Below are 25,724 nucleotides of genomic sequence, written 5' to 3'. Positions count from 1 at the left end.
CCGAAGGGATCTGGCCGGTGCGCACAGCATCCGCAGCCTGGCTGCGCACAGCAGCGCGGTCAGCGGTGGACTTGTAGGTCACCACACGCGAACCAGCAGGCTCGATGGAGCGGGTCTGTGCCACGGTAGCGGCTTCAGCAGCCACTTCAGCGCGGGTGCGGTTCGTGTCGAACTTGGTGGCGAACTGCGAAGCATCGGCTTCGTCGGCCTGGGCACCGAAAGAAGCGAAAGCGGCCACAGCGGCGATGGAGAGGAAACGTGCGGTGTTGTTCATGATGAAAATCCTTGAAGTTAAAAAAGCGTCTCAAAAAAACCGGAACAAAGAGCGAGAGAGGAAAGCTGCTTCAAACCGGGTTCGGTGAGTCGCCTTGCGGGTTCGGCTCATCGATGGGTTGAACTGTACGCGGGTGGAAGCGGAAGAAAAACCACCGGGTCGCAAACTAACTGTTCCAGTATTGGAAACAATCTTCTCGGAGATCTTGAGGGTTTACCCAAATAAAAATGGCAAAACGGGGCCTGGGGCATCTTTTGCATCCGATGAATGGGGCGTTTATCAGAAATAGTGCTCAATCGTTTTGGAAATGACCAGCACAGGTAGATGCCTGATCTTTGAGTCCTTGGCCTGGGTGATCAGCGGGCTGTTGCCGAGGTCTTGATATGGCTCAAGGCTGCATGCGTGCCCGGCATTTTTCGTGGGTGCTTCGAAGGGGAACGTCATATAGTCCAAGGTAAGCTTTTGTGTTTCCTGCATGACAGATCCTCTTGTGCCCGCGGGCATCGACGTTGCGGACAGCCCTCACTACTTGCGTGCGTTGACCGATATGGCCGACCAGCGCACCGTGGTCGCTGACGCAGCCATTTACACCGACAACGGCATCAAGCTGGTCGAAAAAGGCGCACGCATTGACAGCCGCCTGTACGACCGCCTGGTGCAGCACAAGCTGCGCGAGCCCATTGACCGCCATCTGTCCATCGAGAATCCCGTAGACGTACCCGCTTTGCTGGCGGCAGGGCAGGCCATGAGCGAGCAGGAAGTGCTGTTCAATCTGCTGGCAGAAGCGTTGGGTTCTGCAGCCCGGCTGCTGGCACCGCTGCGTTCGCTGCCCTTGCCTTCATCCATGGCCTGCAAGCTCACCGTGATGCGCGACCAGCGGCCCGAGCTTTTTCAGCACAGCCTCCAGATGATGGCCGTGGCCGTGTTTCTGGGCATCAAGAGCGGGCTGGTGGAGCGTGATTGCGCCAACCTCGCCGCTGCGGCCTTGCTGCACGACCTGGGTGTGCTGCACATGGACCCGGCCTGGATCGATCCCGACCACAAGGTGGTTGGTGCACAGCGCAAGCATCTGGTGGCACACCCCATCACCGCCATGCTCATGATTCGCGATACCCAGGTCTACCCGAAGGCCGTTGAGGTCGCTGTGCTGGAGCATCACGAGCGCATGGATGGAAGCGGCTACCCGCGTGGCCTGGCAGGTGCCGACATCTCCGCCCTGGGACGTATCTTGCTGCTGGCCGAGGTGGTGGCTGCGTTCTACGAAAAATACGAAGACATGCCCGCGCAGCGCCTGTCGCTGGTGCTGCGGCTGAACCACCGCAAGTTCCCTGCGGCCCTGGTGGCGCACATCCTGCCCCTGCTGCAGGAAGAGGTCGCCCGGGAGTCCGCCCTCATGCCGCTGGGCAACGACGCCTCGCGCCAGATCGACCTGCTGGCCGAAGCTTTTGAATGCTGGGACCAGCTCAAGGTCGCACTGCCCCCCGAAACCAGCGCCAAGGCACTGCCGGGAAGCGCCTTTGTATTCCTCGACGCGCGGCTGTTGGCTCTGCAAAAGGCCTTGCTGGAGGCCGGCTCACATCCCCGGCAGCAGGGCGAGCTCATGGCCCAGTTGCAGGGTGATGCCATCGGCATGGCCGAAGTGGCGCTGGTGGGGCGCGAGGCGCTGTGGCAACTGCAAAGTATTCTGAATGCCAGCCATCGCCGCTGGCCACAGCTGGCAGACCGCGCCACGCCTGCGGATGCGGCTGTGGCGGATTGGTGTGATTGGGCCGTTCGGAAGCTTTGAAAAGGGTGGTCAGCCCACCCGGCTTCGCAGCGAGAACCGATGGCGCGTTGCCCAGCCTGCCATGAGCACCACCAGAATCAGTAGCCCCCATTCAGAGAGCGTGGGAATGGATGCGGGCGGCGCGATGCCGATGTGGACCGTGAATGAATCCGCTGTCGGGCCCGTGCCCCAGGTCCAGAGATAGGTGCCAGGTGTGAGTCCCAGACTGGCGAGTGAGGTCGCAGTCCAGGTGGCCGAGGACGTCAGCGCAGAGCCCGAGACGTAGCCTGTCGGGGCGAAGACAAACCCGGGTCCTGTGCTGTCCAGGCCCACCATGTTGCCAGATCCTGCATCCGCCCCGACAGGGCCTCCGCCTCCGAACGCTGGCGGGCCGGATATCCCCAGGTAGGCGTCCACGGTACCTGCCGTGCCGGTGAAGATCAACCCAGCCGAGGCAATGACTCCGGGGAACAGAGGTCCGCTGCCCGCAGGCGAGAGGGCCCCCAGATTCATGCTCCCGTTGCCACTGGCGACCACATTGCCACCGCTTTCAAAAAAGTAGAGCGTATAGGCTGCGAACGTGTTGCCGGACAGGAGCAGCAACAGGGCGACTGCTGCCGATTGGATTTTTTTCATTCAACGGACCCTCTCTTTTTTGTCCGGCCCATTGTAGGGAGCGTGGCGTGCATTGGCCCAGATTTATATGGCCAGGGATGCCCCGGTGTGCAAAGCCTCTCACCCCAAAGTCTTCCTCGCCAGGCACCCCGTGGCTTCAAAATACTGGTTATATTTACAGTATTCAAATCGTTCTCCTCTTTGTCTTCACCATGTCTGCGCCACGCCACTCCCTGCGGGTTGTCGCGTCCGATCTGCCATTCGCCGTGCCCGGTGTCTGGCATGCGGACGCATTGGGTGCGGGCCAGCAGTCGGCGCAGTCCACGGGCTATGGTCCTCTGGATGCGCAGTTGCCTGGCGGGGGCTGGCCGGTCGGGGCGCTGAACGAGGTGCTGCAGCCCGTGGCGGGCCTGCACGAATGGCAGCTGGTGCTGCCCGCCCTGGTGCAGGCCACGGCCCGGCGCTCGGGTGCGGTGGTGGTGGTCGCGCCGCCTTGTGAGCCTTTTGGACCCGCGCTGCAGGCCCAGGGGCTGGCGGCCGACCGGCTGTGTGTGGTGCGGGCTGATGCTGCGGCTGCGCTGTGGGCGGCAGAACAAGCGCTGCGCTGCCGGGAGGTGCTGGCCGTGATGGCCTGGCTGCCGCAGGTGCAGCCCGCAGCCCTGCGCAGGCTGCAACTGGCAGCAGCACAGCAACGGCAACTGCTGTGGGTGTTTCGCCCTGCCAGTGCTGCGCACCAGGCCTCACCAGCCTTGCTGCGGCTGCAGGTGCTGGGGATGGCCATGCCGGGCGGTGTATCCACATTCCCCGGTATGCAGGTGCACATCCTCAAGCGCCGGGGGCCGCCCCTGGCGCAGGGGCTGGATCTACCGGGTTGCCATTCCCGGTTGGCCCAGGTGCTGGTAGCCCAGGCCGAGCGCCGACGCTCAGCGCAGGTGGTGGCCAGCACTTTCGCCGCAGCCAAGGCCCCCGAGGTGTTAGCCATGCGCCCACCGCTGGGGGCGCTGGGGGAGCTGGGTATAAGGCCAGAGGGGAGGGGGCATGCACTGGATCGCGCTGCCATGGCCCTGGTGCGATGAGTCTTCACTGCCGCCCGGGGCGTCGGTGCAAGCTGCCGCGGCAGGCTGGTGGGCTTTGCGCTTTACCCCGCGTGTGGCACTGGTGGATGCAGAGGCCGTGCTGCTGGAGGTGTCCTCCACCGAGCGGCTGTGGGGTGGGCGCGAGGTGCTGCTGGCCCAGGTGCTGCAGGCCTGGGTCGAGGCATCTGCCAGGGGCATGGACCCCACAGCTACCCAGGGCGCAGTCGAACGTGGGCCTGCAGGAGCAGGGTTGGTGGCGGGCGCCCAATCGCCTGGCGCGCCGGTGGCTTGGGGCAGTGGCCCCACAGCCCTGGTGGCGCACGCCCGGCTGCGGATGGCCTTGGCGGGGCATGCGCTTCCTGCGCAGGGGCCGCTGGGCCTGCCCCTGCACACGCTGACGGCCGTGCGCCCGCATGTGGCCAGCCTGGAGCGCATGGGCTGCCGCACCTGGGGGGCACTGCGGGCGCTGCCGCGCGCCGGGGTGTCGCGGCGTTTTGGTGCGGCGGTGCTTGGGGTGCTGGACCAGGCCCTGGGGGATGCCCCCGAGGCCCACGCCTGGGTGGAGCTGCCTGAGCAGTTTGTGCTGACGGGCGAGCTGCCTGCGCTGGCAGAGTCGGCCGATGCCTTGCTCTGGAGTACCAGCCGCTGCCTTTGCGCCCTGCAAGGCTGGCTGCAAGCGCGGCAGCAGGGCGTGCTGGGCCTGGAACTGGCCTGGCGCCACGACCTGCGGCGCATCGATGGCGTGGCCATCGCCCCCACGCAAGCGCTGCAGGTTCGCACGGCCCAGGCCACGCAGGACATGAGGCACCTGAGGCGCCTGCTGTCTGAGAACCTGGCACGCACCACGCTGGCCGCGCCAGCCAACCAGATCACGCTGCGCCTGCTGGAGGCGGCACCACTTCCACACCGCAGCGCGAGCCTGCTGCCGCCCGATGATCTTGGCGGTGGTGATCCCACCGGCGTTCAGGGTGAGGCCTTGCACCAGCTGCTGGAGCGCTTGTCAGCCCGCCTGGGGACTGACCATGTGCAGGCCCCGGTGCTGCAGGCCGACCACCGCCCCGAATGCATGCAGCAATGGCGCCCTGCGGCCGAGGTGCTGCGTCTCACGGCAGCGGTGACAAAGCACGCTGCAGCCCGGAATGCCCTCACCAGCGTTTCCGCCAGGCTCCTCGATGCGGCCCCCGATGCCCTGCTGCTGCCCACCTGGCTGCTGAACCCGCCCCGGCGGCTGGCCGTGCAGGGCAACCGCCCCTGCCACCATGGCCTGCTGCGCCTGCTCGCCGGGCCCCACCGCTTCGAGGCAGGCTGGTGGTCTGCGGCCGAGGAGGGCGCAGGCCCAGCCCCCGGTGGGGGGGCGCTGGCCTTGCGCGACTACTTTGTGGCGCACAACGACGTCGCGGGGCTGGTGTGGGTGTTCCGCGAGCGGCTGGCGCCGGAGCCAGCCGGGTCTGATGGCCCCCCAGCCGCCGTGCGGCCCCATCGCTGGTTCCTGCATGGGGTGTTTGGGTGATGCCAGCGGAGCTTTTATGGGGCTGATACCGTCCTCTGCATCTTCCGCATCTTCTGCAACTGCCTTGGCGGGGCGTTCCACGGCGGCCCCGCCTGCGCGGCCGACCCCAGCCGTACTGCCGGGCTATGCCGAGCTGCACTGCCTGTCCAACTTCAGCTTCCAGCGGGGGGCATCGCACCCCCAAGAACTCGTGGAGCGCGCACTGGCGCTGGGCTACCAGGCCCTGGCGCTGACGGACGAATGCTCGGTGGCAGGCGTGGTACGCGCCTGGGAAGCGGCCCTGGAATGCGGCTTGCACCTCATCGTGGGCAGCGAGTTTGTGTGGGGCGATCTGCGGGTGGTGGTGCTGGCGCGGGATGCCGAGGGTTGGGGCAACCTGTGCGAGTTCATCACCGCCGCCCGCGCGGCCGCACCCAAGGGGCAGTACCACGTGGGCACGGCCAGCCCATGGGGGACCTTGAAGGGGTGCGAATTGTTGCTGTCCCCATGTCGGCAGGGCTTTGATGCTTCTGATTTGATAGCTATTAGCGCTTGTCTATCAAGCGCTAGGGGCCAATTTGACTCATACTTTGACGGCCACCTCTGGCTGGTGGTCGAGCTGCACCTGGCCCCGGACGACAGCCTGTGGCTGGCCACGCTGCAGCGTGCGGGCGCGGCGCTGGGCTTGCCACTGGTGGCAGCGGGTGATGTGCACATGCACGCCCGTTCGCGCAAGCCGCTGCAGGACGTGATCACCGCCGTGCGCCTGGGCTGCAGCGTGGGCGAATGTGGTTTTGCGCTGCAGCCCAATGCCGAGCGCCACCTGCGCCGGCGCGTGCGGCTGGCGGGCATCTACCCGCCCGAGTTGCTGGACGCCACGCTCACGGTGGCGGGGCGCTGCACTTTCCGCCTGGATGAAATCAAGTACCAGTACCCGCTGGAGACGGTGCCCGCCGGCATGACACCCGCACAGGCCCTGGCCTGGCTGGTGGATGTGGGCGTGCAGGGCGAATACCCGCAAGGCGCGCCAGAGAAGGTGTGGGTGCAGATCCGCAAAGAGCTGGATCTGATCGCACACTGCCAGTACGAGATGTACTTCCTCACGGTGCATGACATCGTGCGCTACGCACGCAGCCAGAACATCCTGTGCCAGGGCCGTGGCTCGGCTGCGAATTCGGTGGTCTGCTACATGCTGGGCATCACGGCCGTCCCGCCCGAGAACACCAACCTGCTGTTCGAGCGCTTCATCAGCAAGGAGCGCAAGGAGCCGCCCGACATTGACGTGGACTTCGAGCACGACCGGCGCGAGGAGGTCATCCAGTACATCTACGAAAAATACGGCCGCGAGCGCGCCGCCATCGCTGCGGTGGTCACCACCTACCGCACGCGCAGTGCCCTGCGCGATGTGGGCAAGGCACTAGGTGTGGCGCCGGCCTTGGTCGATGCCTTTGCCAAGGACCACCACTGGTTTGACGAACAGTTCGCCACCGACCGGCTGCAGGAACTGGCTGAAAGCCTGGGCGCACCGCTGCACCGGCACACGGCCACGCTGTGGCTGGAGCTGGCAGCAGACCTCAAGGGCTTTCCGCGCCACCTGAGCCAGCATGTGGGCGGTTTTGTGCTCACGCAGGGCAAGCTCACGCGCCTGGTGCCGGTGGAGCCGGCGAGCATGGAGGATCGTTCCGTCATCCAGTGGGACAAGGACGACCTGGATACCATGGGCTTGCTCAAGGTCGATGTGCTGGCCCTGGGCATGCTCAGTGCCTTGCGCCGCTGCCTGGATCTGCGCGATGCCTTGCGCGGTGAGCGCTGGGACCTCAAGGGCATTCCGCCCGAAGACCCTGCCACCTACGACATGATCTGCGCCGCCGACACTGTGGGCGTGTTCCAGATCGAGAGCCGCGCGCAGATGAGCATGCTGCCGCGCCTGCGGCCCCGCAAGTTCTACGATCTGGTGGTGGAGGTGGCCATCGTGCGGCCCGGGCCTATCCAGGGTGGCATGGTGCATCCTTATCTGAAGGCGCGAGAGGTCGAGCGGCAGATGCGCAGTGCGGGCAGCACGGAGCCTTTTCCGTTGGAGTACCCGGAGCTGCGCAACGCACTCGAACGCACGCTGGGTGTGCCTATCTTCCAGGAACAGGTGATGCAGATCTCCATCGATGCCGCCGGTTTCACGCCGGGCCAAGCCGATGACCTGCGCCGCTCAATGGCGGCCTGGAAGCGCAAAGGGGGCGTGCACCGGTTTGAAAAGCCGTTGAAAGACGGCATGGTCGCCCATGGTTATGCCGCCGAATTCGCCGACCGCATCTTCCAGCAGATGTTGGGCTTCGGCGAATACGGCTTTCCTGAAAGCCACGCCCACAGCTTTGCCTTGCTGGCCTATGCCAGCAGCTGGCTCAAATGCCACGAGCCCGCGTGTTTTCTGGTCGCGTTGCTCAACTCGCTGCCCATGGGCTTTTACACCGCCTCGCAACTGGTGCAGGATGCGCGCCGCCACGGCGTGCGCGTGCTGCCCATCGACGTGACCCTCAGCCACCACGATTGCACGCTGGAAGGTCCGGCCGAATACTTGCGGCCTGCCAAGGGGCTGCCCACGCCGCTGCTACCGCAACCGGCTGTGCGCCTCGGCCTGCGGCTGGTGGGCAGCCTTCAGGAAGAGGCTGCCAAACGCCTAGTGCAAGTCCGCGTCGCAGGCCCTGCCTTTGCCAATACCGAAGACCTGGCCCTGCGTGCCCACCTGAGCCAGCAAGACCTGCAGGCCCTGGCCGCTGCCGATGCCTTGGTCAGCCTTTCGGGCCACCGGCGCCAACAGATGTGGGACGCTGCCGCGCAGCACACCGCACCCGCGCTGCTGCGCGATGTGCCCGTGCACGAAGCGCCGCTGGCCTTGCCAGCCGCGCCCGAGGGGGAGGAAATCCTGTTCGACTACGCCGCCACCGGTCTCACCCTGCGCCGCCACCCGCTGGCCCTGCTGCGCCCGCGCCTGGACCGCTGGCGCCTGCAGACTGCCCTGCAGTTGAACACCGTGCCCCACGGTCGCAAGGTGCGCGCCTGCGGCATCGTCACCGTGCGCCAGCGCCCCGGCACCGCCAAAGGCACGATGTTCGTCACGCTGGAAGACGAGACGGGCCCCGTCAACGTGATCGTGTGGCCTGCGCTGGTGGACACTTGGCGCAATGCGCTGCTGCGCTCACAGCTGCTGGCGGTGGAAGGCATGTGGCAGTGCAGCGTGCCGGAGGGGGGGGAGGCCACCCCGGGTCGCACCCCATCGCCTCCCTCAGAGAACCCGGCGTCGACGGTGGTCCGCCACCTGGTGGCCCAGCGTTTCAAGGACCTCACCCCGCTGCTTGGGCGCATGGCCCAGGCACTGCAGGGCAGCCGGGACTTTCATTGAAGGCAAGTGGCAACCCCCTGAGCGGCTACGCTGGTTGTCTGTGATGAGTGCGAAGCGCTGCGAAACAAGGTGTTGAGATCAGAGGCCTGACTCCAGCGGCTACCGCTCGCGCAGATAAGCGTGGGGGTCGATGAAAAACGCTTTTTTGTAGCCCTGCGTTGCGCCATCCACCTTCCACGGTGCGGGCAGCATGCGCACGATCGAATAGTGCAGGTGTGGCGGTTTGCCCTGCGCGTTGCCGCTGGCGCCCAGCGTGCCAATCGCCTCACCAGACGCCACGAAGGACAGGGCCCCGGTTCGGATCGAGTCCAGGTGTGCAAAGTAATGCAGCCGCCAGCGCGGCCCGAGCACCAGCACCACCTTGCCGCCTTTGGCGATCTCCCCTGTAAACAGCACGACGCCGTCCGTGGTGCTCAGCACCGGCGTGCCCGCCTGGCCAAAGATGTCGATGCCCTTGTGCACACCCGAGCTGCCCCAGGGCTCGAACCAGAAGGACTGGGGGTGCCAGTCCTTCGCCGATGCCCCGGCCACAGGGATCTGGATACGCTCCGGAAGCAGCAGGCCCGCCACGAGCGCCGCCAGCAGGGTGAGGCCCAGAATCTTCGCAATTTTCATGAACGCGATTATTCCGCGCCCCCAACGTTGCAGCCGATACCGATCAGCGCGAAGGGTCTGTCTTGCTGGCGGCCTGCCGCGCGGGCTGCGAGGCCGTGCCGGCTGCCCCCTGTACGCCGGGCTTGACAGGCTGCTGGGCCAGGTTCAGCAGCGGCTTGCAATGGGTGTCGTCGTCCGCTGCAGGCACGGTGATGGGTACCAGGGCCAGCGCGGCGGGAGCCACCACGGCGGCTACCACCGCAGCGCCTGCACGCAGCAGCAGCGGGCCGGCTTCGACGCCCACATCCGGGTTGCCAAACGTGCCCCTCACATACAGGGGTGAACGCAGCGAAAAGAACTTCCATTGCAATGACTCGGGCTTGATGCGCAGGTCCAGGGCCTCGGTCCCCAGGTCGATGGTGCCCGTGGCCTCCACCACGGCATCGTCGGTGCTCATCTTCACGATGCGTGTGGTGGCCAGGCCGTCCACCACGGTGAAGTCCGCCACCGCGCAGCGCAGGTGCACCTCCTTGTTTTCGCCAAAGAGCTTGCCCACGATGATGCTGCCCACGTTGAGGGCGGCCAGGTCCAGCATCTGCTTGCTCAGCGTGCCCTCGCGCACATACAGGCGCATCTCGCCCGTACCGTGGCCCAGCAGCCCGGCCATGCTGTTGCCGGTGCTCTCCAGGGCGATGGCTCCGTCCATCCGGCCCAAGCTTTTCTTCATGAGCTGCACCTTGGGGAACAGGGCAGACAGTTGCAAGCCCTGCACGGTGCCGCGTATCTGCGCCTTGAGGGGGGCGGTGCGTCCATCGATGGTGACCTGCGATTCGATCTTGCCGTCTGCCACGCCAAACGTGAGGGGCGCCAGCCTGAGCTGCGCGTTCTCCATCACAGCGCGCGTGCTCAAGTCCTGCAGCGGCAGGCTCTCGGGGCGGATGATGTGGCGGCCCTTGAACACGATGTCCATGTCCATGGCATTCCAACGCTCAGCCGCAAATTGCGAGTCTGGCAGCACCTTGCCGCCCTGGCTGCGGCTGCGTGGTGTGTTGCCGGACTGGCGGGTGCCCAGCGTCGGCCCCAGGTCTGCCAGGCGCAGCTGGTTGGATGTCATGGTGCCGGTGAGCCGGGGGCGTGGTTTGCCCGAGGTGTATTTCAGCGACCCCTGCAGATCACTCTGGCCCACCTTGCCGCGAAAATCGCTGTACTCCCACACCGCGCGTTCGGGCGCCAGGCTGCCGGTCAGCCGTCCGCGTGTTTCGAACGCCGGGGTATTGGGCAGCACCAGCCCGGTCAGGTCGTACAGGTCGGCCATGCTGCCGCCTTTGAGGAACACCTGAAAATCCAGCCCCGAGAGCGCCCCGGGGTTGGCCAGCACCCCCTCAGCCGAGAGTGCCACGCTGCCTGCGCTGGCATCGATCTGCAGCGGGTAATTCACCACCTTGTTGCGCAGGCTGATCACCTGGCCCGCCCGTCCCCGTCCCTCGATCCGGGCCTGGGCATAGCGGCCTTGCAGTTCAAAGCGCAGGCCATAGGGTGTGGCCTCTGTGGTGGCGACTGCAGGTGGTGTTGCAGCCTGATCGGCCGCACTGGCCGGGGCCCTTGCGACCGCACTTGCAGGGGCAACGGGCCCCGTCGTGTCAATACGCGCCTTCAGGTCCAGGTCTTTGACGGCGTCGGCATAGGCCAGCACGCCCTGGTGCACCACCAGCTGGTCTACATCAACGCTCCACCCGCTCCTGGGGCCGTCCTTGCGCTCAAAGGTCCAGTTGTTGGTGCCTTCGGCCGTGCGGGCCAGCGCCACCTGGGGGTCGATGAGTGCTACGGTATCGATCGACAGGTGCCGCCCCAGAAGGGGCAGCAGGCGCACCGTGGCAGTGGCGCTGCCAATGCGGGCCATGGTGGAAGCATCAGGCAGATCCGCTGTGCCCTTGGAAGGCGCTTTACCATCGGCGCGCTGAAATGGCGGCGCAAACCCCACGGGGTGATCCATCACCAGGCGCTCGGCCTTGACCGTCACGCCGGGTATCCATCGGTGCCACCCGTCTTCCAGGGGTTGGGGCCAGCGCCACGCTGCCGACAAGTCGCCCTCAATGGCAAAGTGCCGGCCCGTGGCTTCGCTGACTTTGTCGTTGACCCAGGGTTTTGCGCGGTTCCAGTCGATCACGGCCAGCAAGGCGCCGAGCACCAGCAGCAACACCGCCACCAGCCCCAGAGCCATCAGCACCCACCGTGCACAACGTTGCCCAACGCCCGGGGCAGGCAAGGTGTGGCCGATGGTCGCGGCAGCGCTGGGCAGATCGGCAGAAGGCGGGGCAGGTGGTGATGGCATGAAAGGCGAATGGGTTGTGGCCGCGTTCCGCAGAACGATTCGTTGTACGGGGAATGCGTGGGTGCAGCGTTGGCTCACGCGGCACAGGGCCTCTTGGGTTCATGCTAGCCCGCATCGGCGTGCGATGTGGCGGTGCAGCCGCAACTGCCGCCCTTGTCCTACAGGGCGATACCCGCGCCAGCGCGCCCTAAAATCCGCGCAATATGCACAACCCCCGCCATGCCCACGCCCCGCCCATGCGCGATGGCGTGGGGCCCAGCTGCGTGGTGCTGCCCACCCACGGGCACGGCAGCATGCTGGATTTTCTGGCGCAGCGTCTGCCGGTGGTCACCCGCGACGAATGGTTGCAACGCATGGAGGCGGGCGACGTGGTGGACGAACGTGGCGAACCCGTGGCGCCTGGGCGCCCGTTTGAAGGCAGCCTGCGGGTGTATTACTACCGCAGCCTGCCTGCTGAACCCGCATTGCCGTTCGCAGAAGCGGTGCTGTACCAGGACGAGCATCTCGTGGTGGCCGACAAGCCCCATTTCATGCCGGTAACACCGTCCGGCCGCTATCTGCACAACACACTGCTGGTGCGCCTCAAGCGTCAGCTGGGGCTGCCAGAACTGTCGCCCTTGCATCGCATTGACCGGGACACGGCAGGGCTGGTGCTGCTGTCGGTGCAGCAGCGCACACGCGGGGCCTACCAGGCCCTATTCCGCGACCGCCAGATCACCAAACATTACGACGCGATTGCGCCCTGGCGCGAAGACCTTGTGTTTCCGCGCGAGCACCTCAGCCGTTTGGAGGAAAGCCCGCAGTTCTTCCGCATGCAGGAAGTACCTGGCGAACCCAACAGCCACACGCAGATGCACGTGCTGCAGGTGGCCAGCGCAGGCGATTGGGCGCGTTATCGCCTGTCGCCCGTCACGGGCAAGCGCCACCAGTTGCGCGTGCATATGGCGGCCCTGGGGCTGCCGCTGCGCAACGACCCGTTCTATCCGGTCGTGAACGATCCGCCTGAAGGAGATTATTCGCGGCCGCTGCAGCTTTTGGCGCGGTCGCTGGAGTTCGTGGACCCTGTCACGCGCGAGCCCCGCGCGTTTGAGAGCGCGCAGCGGCTCGATTTGCCGGCTTAGGCCACATCACCGCTGTTGGCGCATGCCCGCCCATTCCGGGAGTCCCTTGCGCGGGCAGGGCATTGGGTGGAATTTTGGTTTTGAACACAGATAAGGTAACTTGGTTACCCATTCTGGGCAGAGGGCCTGGGAGCTGAAAAATGAAAACAACAGTGAACCCCACCACACCCCATCGCTCGGTCGCGTTCAAGCTTTCGCTGACGGCACTGCTCAGCCTTCTTCTGGTGCTCATCATCACGATGGGCATCGTCAGCGCCTTGCTCTGGCAGAACTTTGGGCACCTTGCGCGTGGTGATGCGCAGCAATACGCGGCCCAGCTGCGCACGCTGGTGCAGATGTTCGATGAAACCGCACAAGAGCAGGCCAAGCGGGATTTCACGCTGTTCAAGGCCAACTTTCCGGGCAATTTCTCGCTGAGCGAGGTACCCGGGGCCGACGGCAAGCCTGAGGCGACGCTGGCGTTTCAGGGTGCTTCGGTCAACGGCAACTTCGAGGTGGTAGACCGGTTTTCCAAGGACAGCATGGGCGCGGTAGCCACCATCTTCGCGCGTTCGGGCGACGACTTCATCCGCGTGACCACCTCGCTCAAGAAGCAGGACGGCGACCGTGCCTACAAGACCCTGCTCGACCGCAAGCACCCTGCCTATGAGTTGATGAACCAAGGCAAAACCTTCATCGGCCGCGCCAACCTGTTCGGCCGTGAGTACATGACGGTGTACGAGCCCATTCGCGAGGGCAATCGGACCATCGGCATCCTGTTCATTGGTTCGGACATCGCCCCCATCCTGGGCAAACTCAACACCGTGATGGCGGGGCAAAAACTATTTGCCACAGGCGCTGTCTACGCGGTCAACATTTCCTCCGGCCCAGCACGGGGCAGTGTTTTCGGGCTGCCGGGAGCCAATGCGGCACTCAAGATCGATGAGAAAGTGGACGATGCCAAAGCCTGGCTGGCGTCGCTGACGGGCGTGGAGCAAAGCGGGGATTTTGAATCGGCCTGGTCGCCACGTCGCAGCGGCGATGGCGACAATGCCACGCGTTTTGTGGCGGTGCAGCGCTACAAGCCTTGGAGTTGGGCCATCGTGGCCGAGGCGCCGCAGTCTGAAATGATGGGCGAAGCGCGCAGTGTGCTGACCTGGTTGTGGCTGGGGGTGTTGGTGGCCTTGGTATTGCTCGCCGTGGTGCTCGTGGTGGCCACACGCCGTCTGGTGGGGGCACCCGTGCAACAACTGAGCACGGCGCTGGGTTACCTGGCGCAGGGCGACCTCACGCACGCCGTGTCCCTGAAATCCCGTGACGAAATCGGCAGCCTGGCCCAGGCCATGGAGGGCTTTCGCGTTCGCTTGGTCGATAGCCTGGGCACCGTGCGCACCAGCGCCGAAAGTGTGTCTGCCGCCAGCACTGAAATCGCGCAGGGCAACCAGGACCTGTCGGGCCGCACCGAAAGCCAGGCTAGCTCGCTGGAGGAAACGGCGGCCAGCATGGAACAGCTGGGTGCCACCATCCGCCACAACGCCGACAGCGCCAGCCAGGCCAACCAGCTCGCCGTGGGTGCCAGCCGAGTGGCCGCCCAGGGCGGTGACGTGGTGTCCAAAGTGGTCAGCACCATGCAGAACATCAACACCAGCAGCCAGAAGATTGCCGACATCATCGGTGTGATTGATGGCATTGCCTTTCAGACCAACATCCTGGCACTCAATGCGGCAGTCGAAGCCGCGCGTGCGGGCGAGCAGGGGCGGGGTTTTGCCGTGGTGGCTGCCGAAGTGCGCAACCTGGCCCAGCGTACGGCTGCAGAAGCCAAGGCCATCAAGGAACTGATCGGTGCCAGCAACGCCATGGTGCAACAGGGCTCGGTGCTGGCCGATCAGGCGGGCACCACGATGCAGGAGGTTGTCAGCTCTATCCAGCGCGTGGCCGACATGGTTTCCGAAATCAGCGCCGCCAGCAGCGAGCAGACCGCTGGTGTGGGCCAGGTGGGAGAAGCGGTGACGCAACTGGACCAGACCACGCAGCAGAATGCCGCGTTGGTGGAAGAAATGGCCGCTGCGGCCAGCAGCCTGCAGACGCAGGCGCACCAGATGGTGTCTGCGATTGCGCAGTTCAACCTGGGGGGGGCTGGTGCCAGCACCGGTTTGCCAGCCCTGGCGGGTGGGGCCTCCCGCAACCGGGCAATTTCCGGCTGAATGGCCTAGAAGGCAAAACGCCCGCGGGCTGCGGGCGGCTTTGCCACGGCAGGATCAGCGAAACGGAATGGGCTTGCCCTTTGCAGGAGCGCTTTTCGGAAGCCGCGAATTGAAGAATTCGGCCAGCGCCCGCTGGGTATCGGGGTGCAGCCGCCAGGCGGTCCAGCCCAAGCCAATGCTGCGCAGGTACACGGTGACATGGGCATCCTCCAGCGGGTACTGGATGGCGAGAGCCGGGTTGTCCTGCGACATCACCGGGACTCCGCTCCCACTGCTGTCTTGGGGAGCCGGGGTGACTTCGGGCGTCATCTGCGAGCGCAACATGGCCAGCTCACGAATCAGATTTTCGATCTCCGGCGCTGTGAGCGTTTTGTTGATTGCCAGGGTGGCCTGCGTGCGGTCGTCGCTCAGTTGCATGGGGTCTTTCCTTCTTTCGCTGAGAGTTGTGAAGGGCTCCATTGTGCTGCCTCCGGTCTGATGCCTGCCGATGCCCGTGGAAACCCGGGGCCGCAGACCTTCGGCCAAGCCCGGTCCGGACATGCTGCCGCGTGGCTACAATACGGCTGCAGTTGAAACTCTGAAGCGGCGCAGGCCCACCGGATGTCTTCAATGGCCAGACTGAAATACCGTTGTCAATCAACGGGTTACAGAAGGCGGGTGTAGTTCAATGGTAGAACGGCAGCTTCCCAAGCTTCATACGAGGGTTCGATTCCCTTCACCCGCTCCAGCCCTCTCAGGCTGACCAGCTTTTCCCAACTCCCCTCCGGCTTTATCTCTTCGCGCTGCGTGTATTGCGCGGGTTGCCTGCCCTCGTGTGGCGCTCCGCCAGCAAGCGTTGATTCCGCATATTCATAGTCGTTTTGTTTGGTTGGGCCAAGGACTGGGCCCTTCTAAATTCCGTGTACCGGGTGCCGCAAGCCCCGGCATTTCAACGACACGGAAAGGAAGACGATGTTTACCGCACCATCCACAACCACTTTTGCGCAAACGGCGTGCACGTGGCTCCGCGCCTCCGCGCTGGGCAGCGCCATGCTGGTCTGCAGTGCGGTATTTGCCGCCACCCCCATTCCCGCAGGACCCCTGGTCTCCACGGAGTGGCTGGCACAGAACCTCGATAACCAGCAGGTGCGCATCGTCGAAGTGAGCGTGAACCCTGGCCTTTATGAGCGCGGCCATGTGCCGGGTGCGGTCAACTTCTCGTGGCACCAGGATCTGAACGACCGCGTGCGCCGCGACATCGTGGGCAAGGAGGCCTTTGAGGCGCTGTTGTCCAAGGCGGGCGTATCGCAAGACACCACCGTGGTGCTGTACGGCGACACCAACAACTGGTTTGCCGCGTGGGGAGCGTGGGTGTTTGACATCTATGGTGTCAAGAACGTGAAGCTGCTCGACGGCGGCCGCAAGAAGTGGGAGGCGGAGAACCAGCCGCTGAACAACCGCGTACCGGATGTGGCAGCCACCAGCTACAAGGTGACCAAGGTGAATACCGACCTGCGCGCCCGCCTGTCGGACGCACTGGCAGCCGCCGAAGGCAAGAGCAACGCGAAGCTGGTGGACATCCGCTCGGCCGACGAATACTCCGGCAAGATTTTTGCCCCGGCGGGTGTGCCCGAGCTGAGTATCCGCGCCGGCCACATCCCCGGCGCGGCCAACGTGCCCTGGGGCCAGGCAGTGAAGGAAGACGGCACCTTCAAGTCGGCTGAAGATCTCAAAAAGCTCTACGCCAGCGCAGGCCTGGATGGCAGCAAGCCCATCATCACCTACTGCCGCATCGGCGAGCGCTCCAGCCACACCTGGTTTGCGCTGTCCAAGATCCTGGGCTACAGCGTGAAGAACTACGACGGCTCGTGGACGGAATACGGCAACTCGGTGGGCGTGCCCATCAGCAACCCGGCGGGCACCATCTGGGCTGCGAAGTGAATGGGTTGACCGACAGAACCTTTTGGGAAGAAGGTGCAATGCAGAACAAAGAGAGTTTTTGATTTTTGGTAGGGGGTCTCCTTTACAGCCCGCCTTGTGCGGGCTTTTTTATGGGTGAGGTGCAATGACATACAAGATCAATTTCTCTCACGCAGGAAGCTTGGCACTGCTGGCGGTATTGGTTTGGGCGGCCCAGGCTCTGCAGGGCCTGCCCGGCGGGCGCACGCTCGTTTTTGCGCTGGTCACGGGTGCGGTGTTGGGGCTGGTGCTGCAGCGCTCGCGCTTTTGCTTTTACTGCCATGCGCGCGACTGGTTGGAAGACCGTAATCCGCGCGGGCTGCTGGCGATTGTGCTGGCGCTGGCGGTGGGGGTGGTGGGCTATACCGTGGTGCTGGGCAGCTGGTTGCCGGTGCCCCAGCCGGGCAAGCTGCCGCCTGACATGCACATCGGCCCCGTGAGCTGGGTGCTGGTAGCGGCTGGGCTGTCGTTTGGCGCGGGCATGGTGGTGTCGGGCTCGTGCATCAGCGCGCACTGGTACCGACTGGCCGAAGGGTCAACGGTGTCGCCGTTTGCGCTTGTCGGGTCGGCGCTGGGCTTTATCCTGGGTTTCAAGACCTGGAACCCCTTGTACAGCCTGAGCGTTGCCGATGCGCCCGTGGTCTGGTTGCCCGCCCACCTGGGGTATGGCGGTGCCTTGCTGGTGCAACTCGGCGGGTTGGCCCTGGTGGCTGCCTGGCTGTGGCGTGGCTTTGCACGGGAGGCCGCCATCACGTCGGCACCGGGTATCGGACCTGCCGTGCCCGGGTTAGGCACCGTGTGGCGCAACCTGTGGACCGGGCGCTGGCACTACTGGGTTGGAGGGCTGGCCGTGGGGCTGATTGGTGCCTTCGCGATTGTGCGGATGCGGCCATTGGGCGTGACGGCCACGCTGGGCAGTGCGGCCCGCCAGTGGGCGCAGGGGCAGGGTTGGATTCCTGATCGGCTCGATGGGCTCGACGGTTTTGCGGGCTGCGCCACCGCGCCGCAGTCCACCTGGTTCACCCCCAATGCCTTGCTGCTGGCGGGGCTGGTGACGGGGGCGTTTGTAGCCGCCCTGGCCAGCCGCCAGTGTGCGCCGCGCTGGCCCACCTGGCGCGACGCCGTGCGCGGCCTGTCGGGCGGCGTGTTGCTCGGCTGGGGTGCGATGACAGGGCTGGGCTGCACCATTGGCACGCTGTTGTCCGGCGGCATGGCTGGGGCGCTGTCGGGCTGGGTGTTTGGGGCGGCAGTGTTCTTCGCAGTGTGGGCAGGCCTGCGTGTGAAGGCGGTGCTGCGTCGCTGACGAGGCTGAATATTTTGAAGCGTTTTTAACCGCTAGCGCTTATCCATAAAGCGCTAGCAGCTATCAAAAGCATATCAACGGGAAGTCGCCCTGGCGCCGGTCACTTCTGAATGTCGCCCAGGCACAGGTACTTGATCTCCACGTAGTCGTCCATGCCGTAGTGCGAGCCCTCGCGGCCCAGGCCCGACTGCTTGACGCCACCAAAGGGCACATGCTCGGTGGCCAGGATGCCCACGTTGGCGCCGACCATGCCGTATTCCAGCGCCTCGGTCACGCGGAAGATGCGACCCACGTCGCGGCTGTAGAAGTAGCTGGCCAGGCCGAACTCGGTGTTGTTGGCGGCGTCGATGGCTTCCTGCTCGGTCTTGAACTTGAAGACCGGAGCAAAGGGGCCAAAGGTCTCTTCGCGCGCGCACAGCATGTCGGCCGTGGCGTTGGCCACCACCGTGGGCTCGAAGAACTGGCCTGACCCCAGGCTGGTAAGGCGCTGGCCGCCAGCCACCACCTGGCCACCCTTGGCCAGCGCATCGTCCACATGGCGCTGAACTTTCGCCAGCGCGGCTTCTTCGATCAGCGGGCCCTGGTTCACGCCGGCTTCAAAACCGTTGCCCACCTTGGCGGTTTTCACCTTGGCGGCGAACTTGGCCACGAACTCGTCGTACACGCCTTCCTGCACATAAAAACGGTTGGTGCACACGCAGGTCTGGCCCGCGTTGCGGTACTTGCTGGCAAAGGCGCCTTCCACGGCGCTGTCGATGTCCGCATCGTCGAACACCAGGAAGGGCGCGTTGCCGCCCAGCTCCAGCGACATCTTCTTGACCGTGGGGGCGGACTGCGCCATCAGGATGCGGCCCACTTCGGTGCTGCCGGTGAAGCTGATGTGGCGCACCACGTCGCTCGCACACAGCACCTTGCCGATGGCGATGGAGTTGTCGCTGTCGGCGGGCAGGATGTTGAACACGCCGGCAGGGATGCCCGCACGCAGGGCCAGCTCTGCGGCGGCCAGGGCGGTGAGCGGTGTCAACTCGGCGGGCTTGATGACCACGGTGCAGCCCGCAGCCAGGGCAGGGGCCACCTTGCGGGTGATCATGGCCAGCGGGAAGTTCCACGGTGTGATGGCGGCACATACGCCAATGGGTTGTTTGAGCACCATCAGGCGGCGGCTGTTGTCGAATTGGGGCAACACCTCGCCGTTCACGCGCTTGGCCTCTTCGGCAAACCATTCCACAAAACTCGCACCGTAGGCCACCTCGCCCTTGGCTTCAGCCAGGGGCTTGCCTTGTTCGGCCGTCATGATGCGGCCCAGGTCGTCCTGGTTCGCCATCAGCAGGTCGAACCATTTGCGCAGGATGATGCTGCGCTCCTTGGCGGTCTTGGTCTTCCAGGGGCCCCAGGCCGCATTGGCCGCGGCAATCGCTGCCTCGGCGTCGGCGGGGCCCAGGTTGGCCACATCGGCCAGCTTGAGGCCTGTGGCCGGGTCGTTCACGTCAAAGCGGCTGCTGCCCGCCACCCACTGGCCATGGATGAGGCCGTCGGTCTTGAGCAGCGTGGGGTCGTTGAGCAGTGCGAGGGGGGAAGTCTTCATGTCCATGGGGTCTCCGGATGCAGGTGAAATAACGGCAAAAAGAGGGCGCTGTCAGTGCCAAAGTGCGGGCAGTGCGGTGCGTGGATGCGGGGCGACGGGCAGGCTATCACGGGCGGTGCGGGCGGGTGTCGCCTGCGTTGCAGGGCCCTGAGGCAGCTGAAAGATGCTGACCAGCTCGGCCAGACGTGCCGCCTGGCCTTGCAGGCTCTGGGTGGCGGCTGTGCCTTGTTCCGCCAGGGCCGCGTTTTGCAAGGTGGTTTCGTCCAGCCGTGCCATGGTGCCGCTGATCTCGCGGATGCCTTCGTACTGGCGCGCCATGGCGTGGTGCATGTCGCCGATCATGGCGCTGATCTCCTGCACCTGCGAGACGATGGCGCGCACCGAAGCCCCTGCCTGCTGCACATGCTGGTGGCCCTGCGCCACCTTGTCCACGTTGTGGTGAATGAGCCGCTTGATCTCTCGGGCTGCCTCGGCACTGCGCTGGGCCAGCGAGCGCACTTCGGTGGCTACCACGGCAAAGCCCCGGCCTTGCTCGCCAGCGCGCGCGGCTTCCACGGCAGCGTTGAGCGCGAGGATGTTGGTCTGGAACGCAATACCGTCAATCACTGCCGTGATGTCGCTGATGGTCTTGGACGAGGTGGTGATGTCTTCCATGGTGGCCACCATCTGCTGCACGGCATGTCCGCTGTCTGCCGCTGCGCCAGAGGCCCCGTCTGCGAGGCGATGGGCCTGCTCGGCCTTGACCGTGCTGTCCCGCACCGAATCGGTCAAGACGGACACGGCAGCGGCGGTTTGCTGCAGGTGGCTGGCCTGCTCTTCGGTGCGTTGGCTCAGGTGGAGGTTGCCGGTGGCCAGCTCTGCCGAGCCGGTGGCAATGCTCTCGCTGCTGTTGCGCACATCGCCGACCAGGGCCGCCAGGCGGCCGCGCATGGTGGCCATGGCCGCCATGACACTGCCCGGCAGGGCGCGCGCCGACCCGGCGGGGGGTGCTGCGCTCAGGTCGCCCTGGGCGATGGTCAGCGCCATGTGCGCCACATCGACCGGCTCGCCCCCCAATTGCCGCGTGATGGAGCGGATGACCATCGCGGCCAGGCCTGTGCCCAGCAGCAGCGCCAAGGTGCAGCTGCCCGCGAGCAGGGCCATGGAGAACACATAGGTAGCCCGACCTTTGGCGGCCAGCGCATTCGCCGCGTCGGTGGTGAACTGCCATTGCTGTTCCACCGCCGCTGCACTGGCCGCAAACAAGCGCTGTGACCGGCCGGTGAAAAGGCGCCGCGCTTCTTCTGCCCGGGTGGGGTCGGAGAGCGACTCCCGCGATACGGCGCGCAGCTTGTCCCAGTAGGCCATGGCCGTTTGCGTCACGTCGGCCACCGCCATCCACAAGGCCCGGTCTTCTTCGCCCGTCAGTCGCTGTTCATGTTCGGCGAGGCTGCTGCGCAGCTGGGCATGGGCTTCGTCAATGCCCTTTTCCAGAAGGTCCATCTCGGCGGCGGAGACGGTCATGAGGTGCTGTGCCTGCAGGATCCGGATGGCGGCCAGCTTTTCCTGCCAGGACTTGACGGCCTGCAACGATGGCGTGGTGTTGCGTGTGTAGTGGTCCAGCGTTTCATGGAGCACCAGGATGCGCTGCGCCGCCACAAGGCCCACGCCCGCCAGCAGGGCCAGCAGCAAGCCCAGCGTGCACATCAGGCGCACCCAGACCTTCATGGCGCTGACCGCCTGTAGTGTTTTGCGAATCATGGCGTGCCTGCTGCCCAGCGGCGCTCTACCGAAGCGCCCTGCGTGCGCCAGAAACCGGCGTCAAAGGCCAGGGACCTGCGCAGGTTCGCGGGGGCGGAGGGCAGGTCGCTGGGGGCCATCGACAGGTCGACCAACGGTGTGTGCGATGAGCCACCTCCTGTCGGTTCTGCAGACCGGGGGCGATTTTCTTCATAGCGCAGGATGGCACCCATGTGGGTGGGGCCGTAGGGAATCGCCTGCGAAAAAGCGAGCTGTGCGGCTTCCGACGTGGCAAAGCGAATGAAGTCCAGTGCCATCGCCTGCCGTGGAGTGCCCCGCACAATGGCCCAGTAGTCCATCTCATAGATCGCATCCATCCAGACGATGGAAAGGCGCGACGACTGGGTGGCTGCATTGGCTGCAGCCACGCGCCCGTTGAAGGCCGTTGTCATGCTGACCGTGCCGTCGAGCAGGTTCTGCGGCCCTTGTGCACCCGACTCCCACCACACGATGTGGGGCCTCAGTTGCTCCAGCTTCTTGAGCGCGCGTGCCACGCCGGCTTCACTGTTCAGTTGGGCGTAGACATCGCGGCGGTGCACGCCGTCGGCCAGCAGTGCGATCTCCAGGTTGTAGCGCAGGCCTTTGCGCATGCCGCGTTTGCCGGGGAAGCGTTTGGTGTCCCAGAAGTCGGCCCAGCTCTTGGGCACTTCCTTGCCAAAACGCTGGCTGTCGAAGGCCAGCACGGTAGACCACACGAAGGCCCCAAGTCCGCAGTCTTGCACCGTGCCGGGTAGCAGCATGCTGGCGTGGGGCACGCTCGTGCGGTCAATGCGCTCGAAGTGTCCTGCGGCGCAGCCATTTGCCAGGTCGGCGGATTCCACCTCCACCACATCCCATTCAGGCTTGCCGCGCTGGACCATGGCGCCCACCTGGGCCAGGTCGCCCGTGTATTCAACGCCCTGCACCTTGGCACCCTTGGCGTTGGGGGTGGCTTCAAAAGGGGCATAGAAGGCCAATTGCTGGGCTTTGGCATTGGCGCCGCCAAAATTGGCCACCGTCAGCGTCTGGCCGAGCGCGGGGCTTACGGCCAAGGCCAGGCAACACGGCACCCCAAGGGCGTGTTTCATAAAAGCTTTGCGCATGCTCAGCCCCTGCGCGTGCGCAGCCATTCCAGCGCCAGCAGCAGGCTGGTGGTGAAGAGGATGAGCAGTGTGGCCACGGCGGCAATGGTGGGCGAAATGTTCTCGCGGATGCCGTTGAACATCTGGCGCGGCAGCGTGGACTGGTCGGCCCCGGCCAGGAAGAGGGTGACCACCACTTCATCAAAGGACGTGGCAAACGCAAACAGTGCGCCGGATATCACGCCCGGCGCAATCACCGGCAGCGTGACGCGAAAGAAGGTGTTGAGCGGTGTCTCACCCAGGCTCAGCGAGGCGCGCACCAGGTTGTGGTTGAAACCCGCCAGCGTGGCCAGCACGGTGGTCAGCACAAAGGGGGCACCCAGGGCTGCGTGCACGATGATGAGGCCGAAGTAGCTGTCGGCCAGGCCCAGCGGCGCGAAGTACAGGTAGGTCGCCACGCCCACCACGATGATCGGCACCACCATGGGGGCAATCAGGATGCTCATGAGCAGGCCCTTGAAGCGGAAGTCTGCCCGCGACAGCCCCACCGCCGCCAGCGTGCCCAGGGCCGTGGCGATCAACGTGGCCGCAGGCGCCACGATGAAGCTGTTGCGCGTGGCGCGCGCCCACTCGGCCGACTCGAACAGGTTGCGGTACCACTTGAGCGACCAGCCCGGGATGGGGTAGGCCAGGAACGAACTCTCGGAGAACGACAGTGGCACCATCACCAGGATGGGGGCCAGCAGGAACACCAGCACGGCCACGCACAGGGTGCGCACGGCCCACCAGCCGAGCTTGTCGGCCAACGTGGCGTACAGGGGGAATTGGGGCAGGCGAAACATGGTCAGCGACTTTCGGCTTTGGAGAGATTGATCAGCCCAGACTCAATTCGGCTTTGCCAATGCGGCGGTACACGCCGTACAGCACCAGCGTGGCGGCCAGCAGCAGGGCGCCCAGTGCACAGGCCATGCCCCAGTTCACTTCCACATTGGTATAGCGGGCGATGTAGTAGCTCAGCATCTGGTCGTCGGCGCCGCCCAGCAGCGCGGGGGTGACGTAGTAGCCGATGGCCAGGATGAACACCAGCAGCGCACCCGCGCCCACGCCCGGGTAGGTTTGTGGCACATACACCCGAAAGAATGCGGCGATGGGCGAGCTGCCCAGCGAAACCGCTGCGCGCAGGTAGGTGGGGGGCACGCTTTTCATCACGCTGTACAGCGGCAGGACCATGAAGGGCAGCAGGATGTGCACCATCGCAATCACCACGCCCGTTCGGTTGAACAGCAGCGCAAGTGGCTGCTCGATCAGGCCCAGGCCCATCAACCCGCGATTGACGAGGCCTTCGGACTGCAGCAGCACGATCCATGCGGCCACCCGCACCAGGATCGAGGTCCAGAATGGCACCAGCACCAGGATCATCAGCACGTTGGCCTGGCGTGCGGGCAGCGAGGCCAGCCACCAGGCCAGCGGGTAGCCCAGCAGAAGGCAGAACAGCGTCACCACAAAGCTGATGTGAAAGGTGCGCAGCAAAATGCCGCCAAACGCGCGCTGCTCCTCGGGCATGCGTTCGACCTGGCCCAGCGCATCGCGCTGCAGGTCCACCGAGGCGAGCAGGTAGTCGGGTGTCCAGCGCGCGCCGTTTTTGGCAATGGCACGCCAGAAAGGTGCTTCGCCCCAGCGCGCATCTTTGTCGATCAGCTGGTCGCGGATGGATTCGGGTGCGCCTTGCATGGGCAGGGCGCGGAAGGCGCCCATCACCATCGAGCGTGCGCCGGGCACTTCCGAGTTCAGCCTGCGCGCCAGCGCGCCAGCGTCAGAGCTGTCAGGCAGGCGGGACAGGTCTTTCATGAGCGCGGCATAGGCGGTTGGGCCCGGTGCCTCGTGGCGGTCCCAGCCATGCAGCGCCTCGATGGTGGCGGGCAGCGTGTTGGCCACCTCGGGGTTCTCCACCCCGCGCTGCAGCAGTGCGGCAATGGGCACCAGCAGCGTGAGCAGCAAGAACACCAGCAAGGGCAGGGTCAGGGCAAAGGCCCGCCATTTGCGCCGCGCCTCGGCACGCGACAGCGCCTTGCGCAGTGCACCGGGTGCCTGTGCGTCCAGGGCGAGGGCGGCAGGGGCGATGGCAGAAGATGCTTGCATGGTGTCTTGCGCTCCGGGTGCAGTTGACTTACTGGGTGGCCCAGGCGGCGAAGCGTTTTTCCAGCGCCTCGCCCTGGTCGGCCCAGAAGCTCACGCCGAACTGGATAGCTTCCTTGGCATTGCTGGCAGAGGTGGGCAGGTCGTCCAGCACCTTCTTGTCCAGCTTGGCGAGGGCGGTGGTGTTGGCCGGGCCGTAGGCGATGTTCTGCGCGTAGGCGGCCTGGTTGGCGGTCTGCATGGTGTAGGCGATGAACTTCACCGCCGCGTCCTTGTTCGGCGTGCCCTTGGGGATGGCCCAGTAGTCCAGGTCATAGATGCCGCCGGGCCAGTAGATCTTGAGGTTGCGGCCTTCGCGGTTGGCCGCGTCGATGCGGCCGTTGAACACGGTGGTCAGCACCACGTCGCCCGCCACGAGAAACTGCGGTGCCTGGGCACCGGCTTCCCACCATTGAATGTTGGGCTTGAGTTCGGTCAGCTTCTTGAAGGCACGGTCGGCGCCGTCTTTGGTGGCCAGCACCTTGTACACGTCGGCGGGCTTCACGCCATCGGCCATCAGTGCGAATTCGAGGTTGTAGCGCGCGCCCTTGCGCATGCCACGCTTGCCGGGGATCTTCTTGGTGTCCCAGAAGTCGGCCCAGCTGGTGGGGGCAGTCTTGAGCTTGTCGCCGTTGTAGGCCATGACGGTGGACCACACGAAGATGCCCACGGCGCAGTCGGACACCGCAGCGGGCAGCAGGTCGGACTTGCTCACGATCTTGCTGTAGTCGAGCTTTTCATACAGGCCTTCGTCGCAGCCGCGTGCGGCGTCTGGCGACTCCAGCTCCACCACGTCCCAGGTCACCTTCTTGGCCTCGACCATGGCTTTGACCTTGGCCTGCTCGCCGTTGTATTCCACGGCCACGATCTTGTTGCCCAGCTTTTCGTAGGGCTCATAGAACGCTTTCTTCTGCGCGTTGGCGTTGGCGCCACCAAAGTTCACGACGGTAAGTTGCTGCTGCGCAAAGCTGGGCAGTGCCAGGCAGGCGGCCAGGGATGCGCAGGCGATAAGGCTCTTTTTCATGGTGCAGTTTTTCCTT

20 protein-coding genes and 1 tRNA gene are annotated in these 25,724 nt (G+C 65.3%); 9 read left to right on the top strand and 12 right to left on the bottom strand.

Annotated elements, in window-relative coordinates:
• Both ARADN35_RS0102470 and ARADN35_RS0102465 read right to left on the bottom strand, forming a co-directional pair.
• Positions 1–274: hypothetical protein (locus ARADN35_RS0102470; RefSeq protein ID WP_010458617.1), on the bottom strand; the 274-nt coding region annotated here is incomplete at its 3' end.
• Between the two features lie 279 nt (positions 275–553).
• Positions 554–751 carry a hypothetical protein gene (locus tag ARADN35_RS0102465; protein ID WP_010458615.1) on the bottom strand — a complete coding sequence of 66 codons (198 nt, stop codon included), beginning with the start codon at positions 749–751 and terminating at the stop codon, positions 554–556.
• On the opposite strand from ARADN35_RS0102465, the gene ARADN35_RS0102460 reads away from it, so the two are divergent.
• A complete protein-coding gene (locus ARADN35_RS0102460; protein WP_029412990.1) occupies positions 750–2,060 on the top strand; it encodes an HD-GYP domain-containing protein in 1,311 nt (436 codons plus the stop codon). The genes ARADN35_RS0102465 and ARADN35_RS0102460 overlap by 2 nt on opposite strands.
• Positions 2,061–2,069: 9 nt before the next feature.
• On the opposite strand, the gene ARADN35_RS0102455 is transcribed toward ARADN35_RS0102460, so the two are convergent.
• Positions 2,070–2,675, bottom strand: coding sequence for an IPTL-CTERM sorting domain-containing protein (locus ARADN35_RS0102455; protein ID WP_010458610.1), 606 nt, complete (start codon positions 2,673–2,675; stop codon positions 2,070–2,072).
• A gap of 191 nt (positions 2,676–2,866) precedes the next feature.
• On the opposite strand from ARADN35_RS0102455, the gene imuA reads away from it, so the two are divergent.
• From imuA to ARADN35_RS0102440, 3 genes are read left to right on the top strand one after another with little or no spacing between them, the layout of a single operon-like run.
• Positions 2,867–3,730 (top strand): translesion DNA synthesis-associated protein ImuA, encoded by an 864-nt coding sequence (gene imuA, locus ARADN35_RS0102450; RefSeq protein ID WP_029412988.1) that lies wholly within the window; start codon positions 2,867–2,869, stop codon positions 3,728–3,730.
• On the top strand, positions 3,693–5,240 hold the full coding sequence (locus ARADN35_RS0102445) for a DNA polymerase Y subunit UmuC family protein (RefSeq protein ID WP_010458607.1): 1,548 nt from the start codon (positions 3,693–3,695) through the stop codon (positions 5,238–5,240). The genes imuA and ARADN35_RS0102445 overlap by 38 nt, the downstream gene beginning before the upstream one ends.
• 16 nt (positions 5,241–5,256) lie before the next feature.
• The gene (locus tag ARADN35_RS0102440; protein WP_081474549.1) at positions 5,257–8,613 is read left to right on the top strand and encodes an error-prone DNA polymerase; all 3,357 of its coding nucleotides are present in this window, start codon (positions 5,257–5,259) and stop codon (positions 8,611–8,613) included.
• 99 nt (positions 8,614–8,712) lie between these two features.
• On the opposite strand, the gene ARADN35_RS0102435 is transcribed toward ARADN35_RS0102440, so the two are convergent.
• Both ARADN35_RS0102435 and ARADN35_RS0102430 read right to left on the bottom strand, forming a co-directional pair.
• Complete coding sequence (locus ARADN35_RS0102435; RefSeq protein WP_010458603.1) at positions 8,713–9,228, bottom strand: M23 family metallopeptidase; 516 nt, start codon at positions 9,226–9,228, stop codon at positions 8,713–8,715.
• 43 nt (positions 9,229–9,271) lie between these two features.
• On the bottom strand, positions 9,272–11,539 hold the full coding sequence (locus tag ARADN35_RS0102430) for an AsmA family protein (RefSeq protein WP_167539783.1): 2,268 nt from the start codon (positions 11,537–11,539) through the stop codon (positions 9,272–9,274).
• A 203-nt stretch (positions 11,540–11,742) separates the two neighbouring features.
• Here ARADN35_RS0102430 and ARADN35_RS0102425 point away from each other — a divergent pair, with 203 nt between their 5' ends.
• Both ARADN35_RS0102425 and ARADN35_RS0102420 read left to right on the top strand, forming a co-directional pair.
• Positions 11,743–12,660 (top strand): pseudouridine synthase, encoded by a 918-nt coding sequence (locus ARADN35_RS0102425; protein ID WP_010458598.1) that lies wholly within the window; start codon positions 11,743–11,745, stop codon positions 12,658–12,660.
• A gap of 140 nt (positions 12,661–12,800) precedes the next feature.
• Positions 12,801–14,843 carry a methyl-accepting chemotaxis protein gene (locus tag ARADN35_RS0102420; protein WP_035197965.1) on the top strand — a complete coding sequence of 681 codons (2,043 nt, stop codon included), beginning with the start codon at positions 12,801–12,803 and terminating at the stop codon, positions 14,841–14,843.
• 54 nt (positions 14,844–14,897) lie between these two features.
• On the opposite strand, the gene ARADN35_RS0102415 is transcribed toward ARADN35_RS0102420, so the two are convergent.
• Positions 14,898–15,260, bottom strand: coding sequence for a hypothetical protein (locus ARADN35_RS0102415; protein ID WP_010458595.1), 363 nt, complete (start codon positions 15,258–15,260; stop codon positions 14,898–14,900).
• A 236-nt stretch (positions 15,261–15,496) separates the two neighbouring features.
• Here ARADN35_RS0102415 and ARADN35_RS0102410 point away from each other — a divergent pair.
• The 3 genes from ARADN35_RS0102410 (at position 15,497) to ARADN35_RS0102400 (ending at position 18,084) form a co-directional block, all read left to right on the top strand.
• Positions 15,497–15,570, top strand: a tRNA-Gly gene (locus ARADN35_RS0102410).
• A 224-nt stretch (positions 15,571–15,794) separates the two neighbouring features.
• Positions 15,795–16,763 carry a sulfurtransferase gene (locus tag ARADN35_RS0102405; RefSeq protein ID WP_010458593.1) on the top strand — a complete coding sequence of 323 codons (969 nt, stop codon included), beginning with the start codon at positions 15,795–15,797 and terminating at the stop codon, positions 16,761–16,763.
• 124 nt (positions 16,764–16,887) lie between these two features.
• Positions 16,888–18,084, top strand: a complete 1,197-nt coding sequence (locus ARADN35_RS0102400) for a YeeE/YedE family protein (protein WP_050812418.1) — start codon at positions 16,888–16,890, stop codon at positions 18,082–18,084.
• A gap of 100 nt (positions 18,085–18,184) precedes the next feature.
• Here the strand turns inward: ARADN35_RS0102400 and ARADN35_RS0102395 are convergent, their stop codons facing one another.
• The 6 genes from ARADN35_RS0102395 to ARADN35_RS0102370 are packed head-to-tail and all read right to left on the bottom strand — an operon-like array spanning position 18,185 to position 25,708.
• Entirely contained in the window at positions 18,185–19,675 is a 1,491-nt protein-coding gene (locus ARADN35_RS0102395; protein ID WP_010458588.1) for an NAD-dependent succinate-semialdehyde dehydrogenase, read from the bottom strand.
• Positions 19,676–19,720: 45 nt separating this feature from the next.
• Positions 19,721–21,409, bottom strand: coding sequence for a methyl-accepting chemotaxis protein (locus tag ARADN35_RS25665; protein ID WP_010458586.1), 1,689 nt, complete (start codon positions 21,407–21,409; stop codon positions 19,721–19,723).
• Positions 21,406–22,515: an ABC transporter substrate-binding protein gene (locus ARADN35_RS0102385; RefSeq protein WP_100199482.1), complete on the bottom strand. Its 1,110-nt coding sequence runs from the start codon at positions 22,513–22,515 to the stop codon at positions 21,406–21,408. The genes ARADN35_RS25665 and ARADN35_RS0102385 overlap by 4 nt, the downstream gene beginning before the upstream one ends.
• A 17-nt stretch (positions 22,516–22,532) precedes the next feature.
• Positions 22,533–23,351 carry an ABC transporter permease gene (locus tag ARADN35_RS0102380; RefSeq protein ID WP_010458582.1) on the bottom strand — a complete coding sequence of 273 codons (819 nt, stop codon included), beginning with the start codon at positions 23,349–23,351 and terminating at the stop codon, positions 22,533–22,535.
• A 31-nt stretch (positions 23,352–23,382) separates the two neighbouring features.
• Positions 23,383–24,648 carry an ABC transporter permease gene (locus ARADN35_RS0102375; protein ID WP_010458580.1) on the bottom strand — a complete coding sequence of 422 codons (1,266 nt, stop codon included), beginning with the start codon at positions 24,646–24,648 and terminating at the stop codon, positions 23,383–23,385.
• A 28-nt stretch (positions 24,649–24,676) separates the two neighbouring features.
• Positions 24,677–25,708 carry an ABC transporter substrate-binding protein gene (locus tag ARADN35_RS0102370; protein WP_010458579.1) on the bottom strand — a complete coding sequence of 344 codons (1,032 nt, stop codon included), beginning with the start codon at positions 25,706–25,708 and terminating at the stop codon, positions 24,677–24,679.
• Positions 25,709–25,724 lie beyond the last annotated feature (16 nt).

This window comes from Acidovorax radicis N35 (assembly GCF_000204195.1).
GTDB classification, from domain to species: Bacteria; Pseudomonadota; Gammaproteobacteria; order Burkholderiales; family Burkholderiaceae_C; genus Acidovorax; species Acidovorax radicis.
This window is presented reverse-complemented; position numbering and strand designations above follow the sequence as displayed.

Coding starts and splice junctions, on each gene's coding strand:
- ARADN35_RS0102460 (WP_029412990.1), top strand. CDS start 750: ATGACAGATCCTCTTGTGCCCGCGGGCATCGACGTTGCGGACAGCCCT.
- ARADN35_RS0102465 (WP_010458615.1), bottom strand. CDS start 751: ATGCAGGAAACACAAAAGCTTACCTTGGACTATATGACGTTCCCCTTC.
- ARADN35_RS0102455 (WP_010458610.1), bottom strand. CDS start 2,675: ATGAAAAAAATCCAATCGGCAGCAGTCGCCCTGTTGCTGCTCCTGTCC.
- imuA (WP_029412988.1), top strand. CDS start 2,867: ATGTCTGCGCCACGCCACTCCCTGCGGGTTGTCGCGTCCGATCTGCCA.
- ARADN35_RS0102445 (WP_010458607.1), top strand. CDS start 3,693: ATGCACTGGATCGCGCTGCCATGGCCCTGGTGCGATGAGTCTTCACTG.
- ARADN35_RS0102440 (WP_081474549.1), top strand. CDS start 5,257: ATGGGGCTGATACCGTCCTCTGCATCTTCCGCATCTTCTGCAACTGCC.
- ARADN35_RS0102435 (WP_010458603.1), bottom strand. CDS start 9,228: ATGAAAATTGCGAAGATTCTGGGCCTCACCCTGCTGGCGGCGCTCGTG.
- ARADN35_RS0102430 (WP_167539783.1), bottom strand. CDS start 11,539: ATGCCATCACCACCTGCCCCGCCTTCTGCCGATCTGCCCAGCGCTGCC.
- ARADN35_RS0102425 (WP_010458598.1), top strand. CDS start 11,743: ATGCACAACCCCCGCCATGCCCACGCCCCGCCCATGCGCGATGGCGTG.
- ARADN35_RS0102420 (WP_035197965.1), top strand. CDS start 12,801: ATGAAAACAACAGTGAACCCCACCACACCCCATCGCTCGGTCGCGTTC.
- ARADN35_RS0102415 (WP_010458595.1), bottom strand. CDS start 15,260: ATGCAACTGAGCGACGACCGCACGCAGGCCACCCTGGCAATCAACAAA.
- ARADN35_RS0102405 (WP_010458593.1), top strand. CDS start 15,795: ATGTTTACCGCACCATCCACAACCACTTTTGCGCAAACGGCGTGCACG.
- ARADN35_RS0102400 (WP_050812418.1), top strand. CDS start 16,888: ATGACATACAAGATCAATTTCTCTCACGCAGGAAGCTTGGCACTGCTG.
- ARADN35_RS0102395 (WP_010458588.1), bottom strand. CDS start 19,675: ATGGACATGAAGACTTCCCCCCTCGCACTGCTCAACGACCCCACGCTG.
- ARADN35_RS25665 (WP_010458586.1), bottom strand. CDS start 21,409: ATGATTCGCAAAACACTACAGGCGGTCAGCGCCATGAAGGTCTGGGTG.
- ARADN35_RS0102385 (WP_100199482.1), bottom strand. CDS start 22,515: ATGAAACACGCCCTTGGGGTGCCGTGTTGCCTGGCCTTGGCCGTAAGC.
- ARADN35_RS0102380 (WP_010458582.1), bottom strand. CDS start 23,351: ATGTTTCGCCTGCCCCAATTCCCCCTGTACGCCACGTTGGCCGACAAG.
- ARADN35_RS0102375 (WP_010458580.1), bottom strand. CDS start 24,648: ATGCAAGCATCTTCTGCCATCGCCCCTGCCGCCCTCGCCCTGGACGCA.
- ARADN35_RS0102370 (WP_010458579.1), bottom strand. CDS start 25,708: ATGAAAAAGAGCCTTATCGCCTGCGCATCCCTGGCCGCCTGCCTGGCA.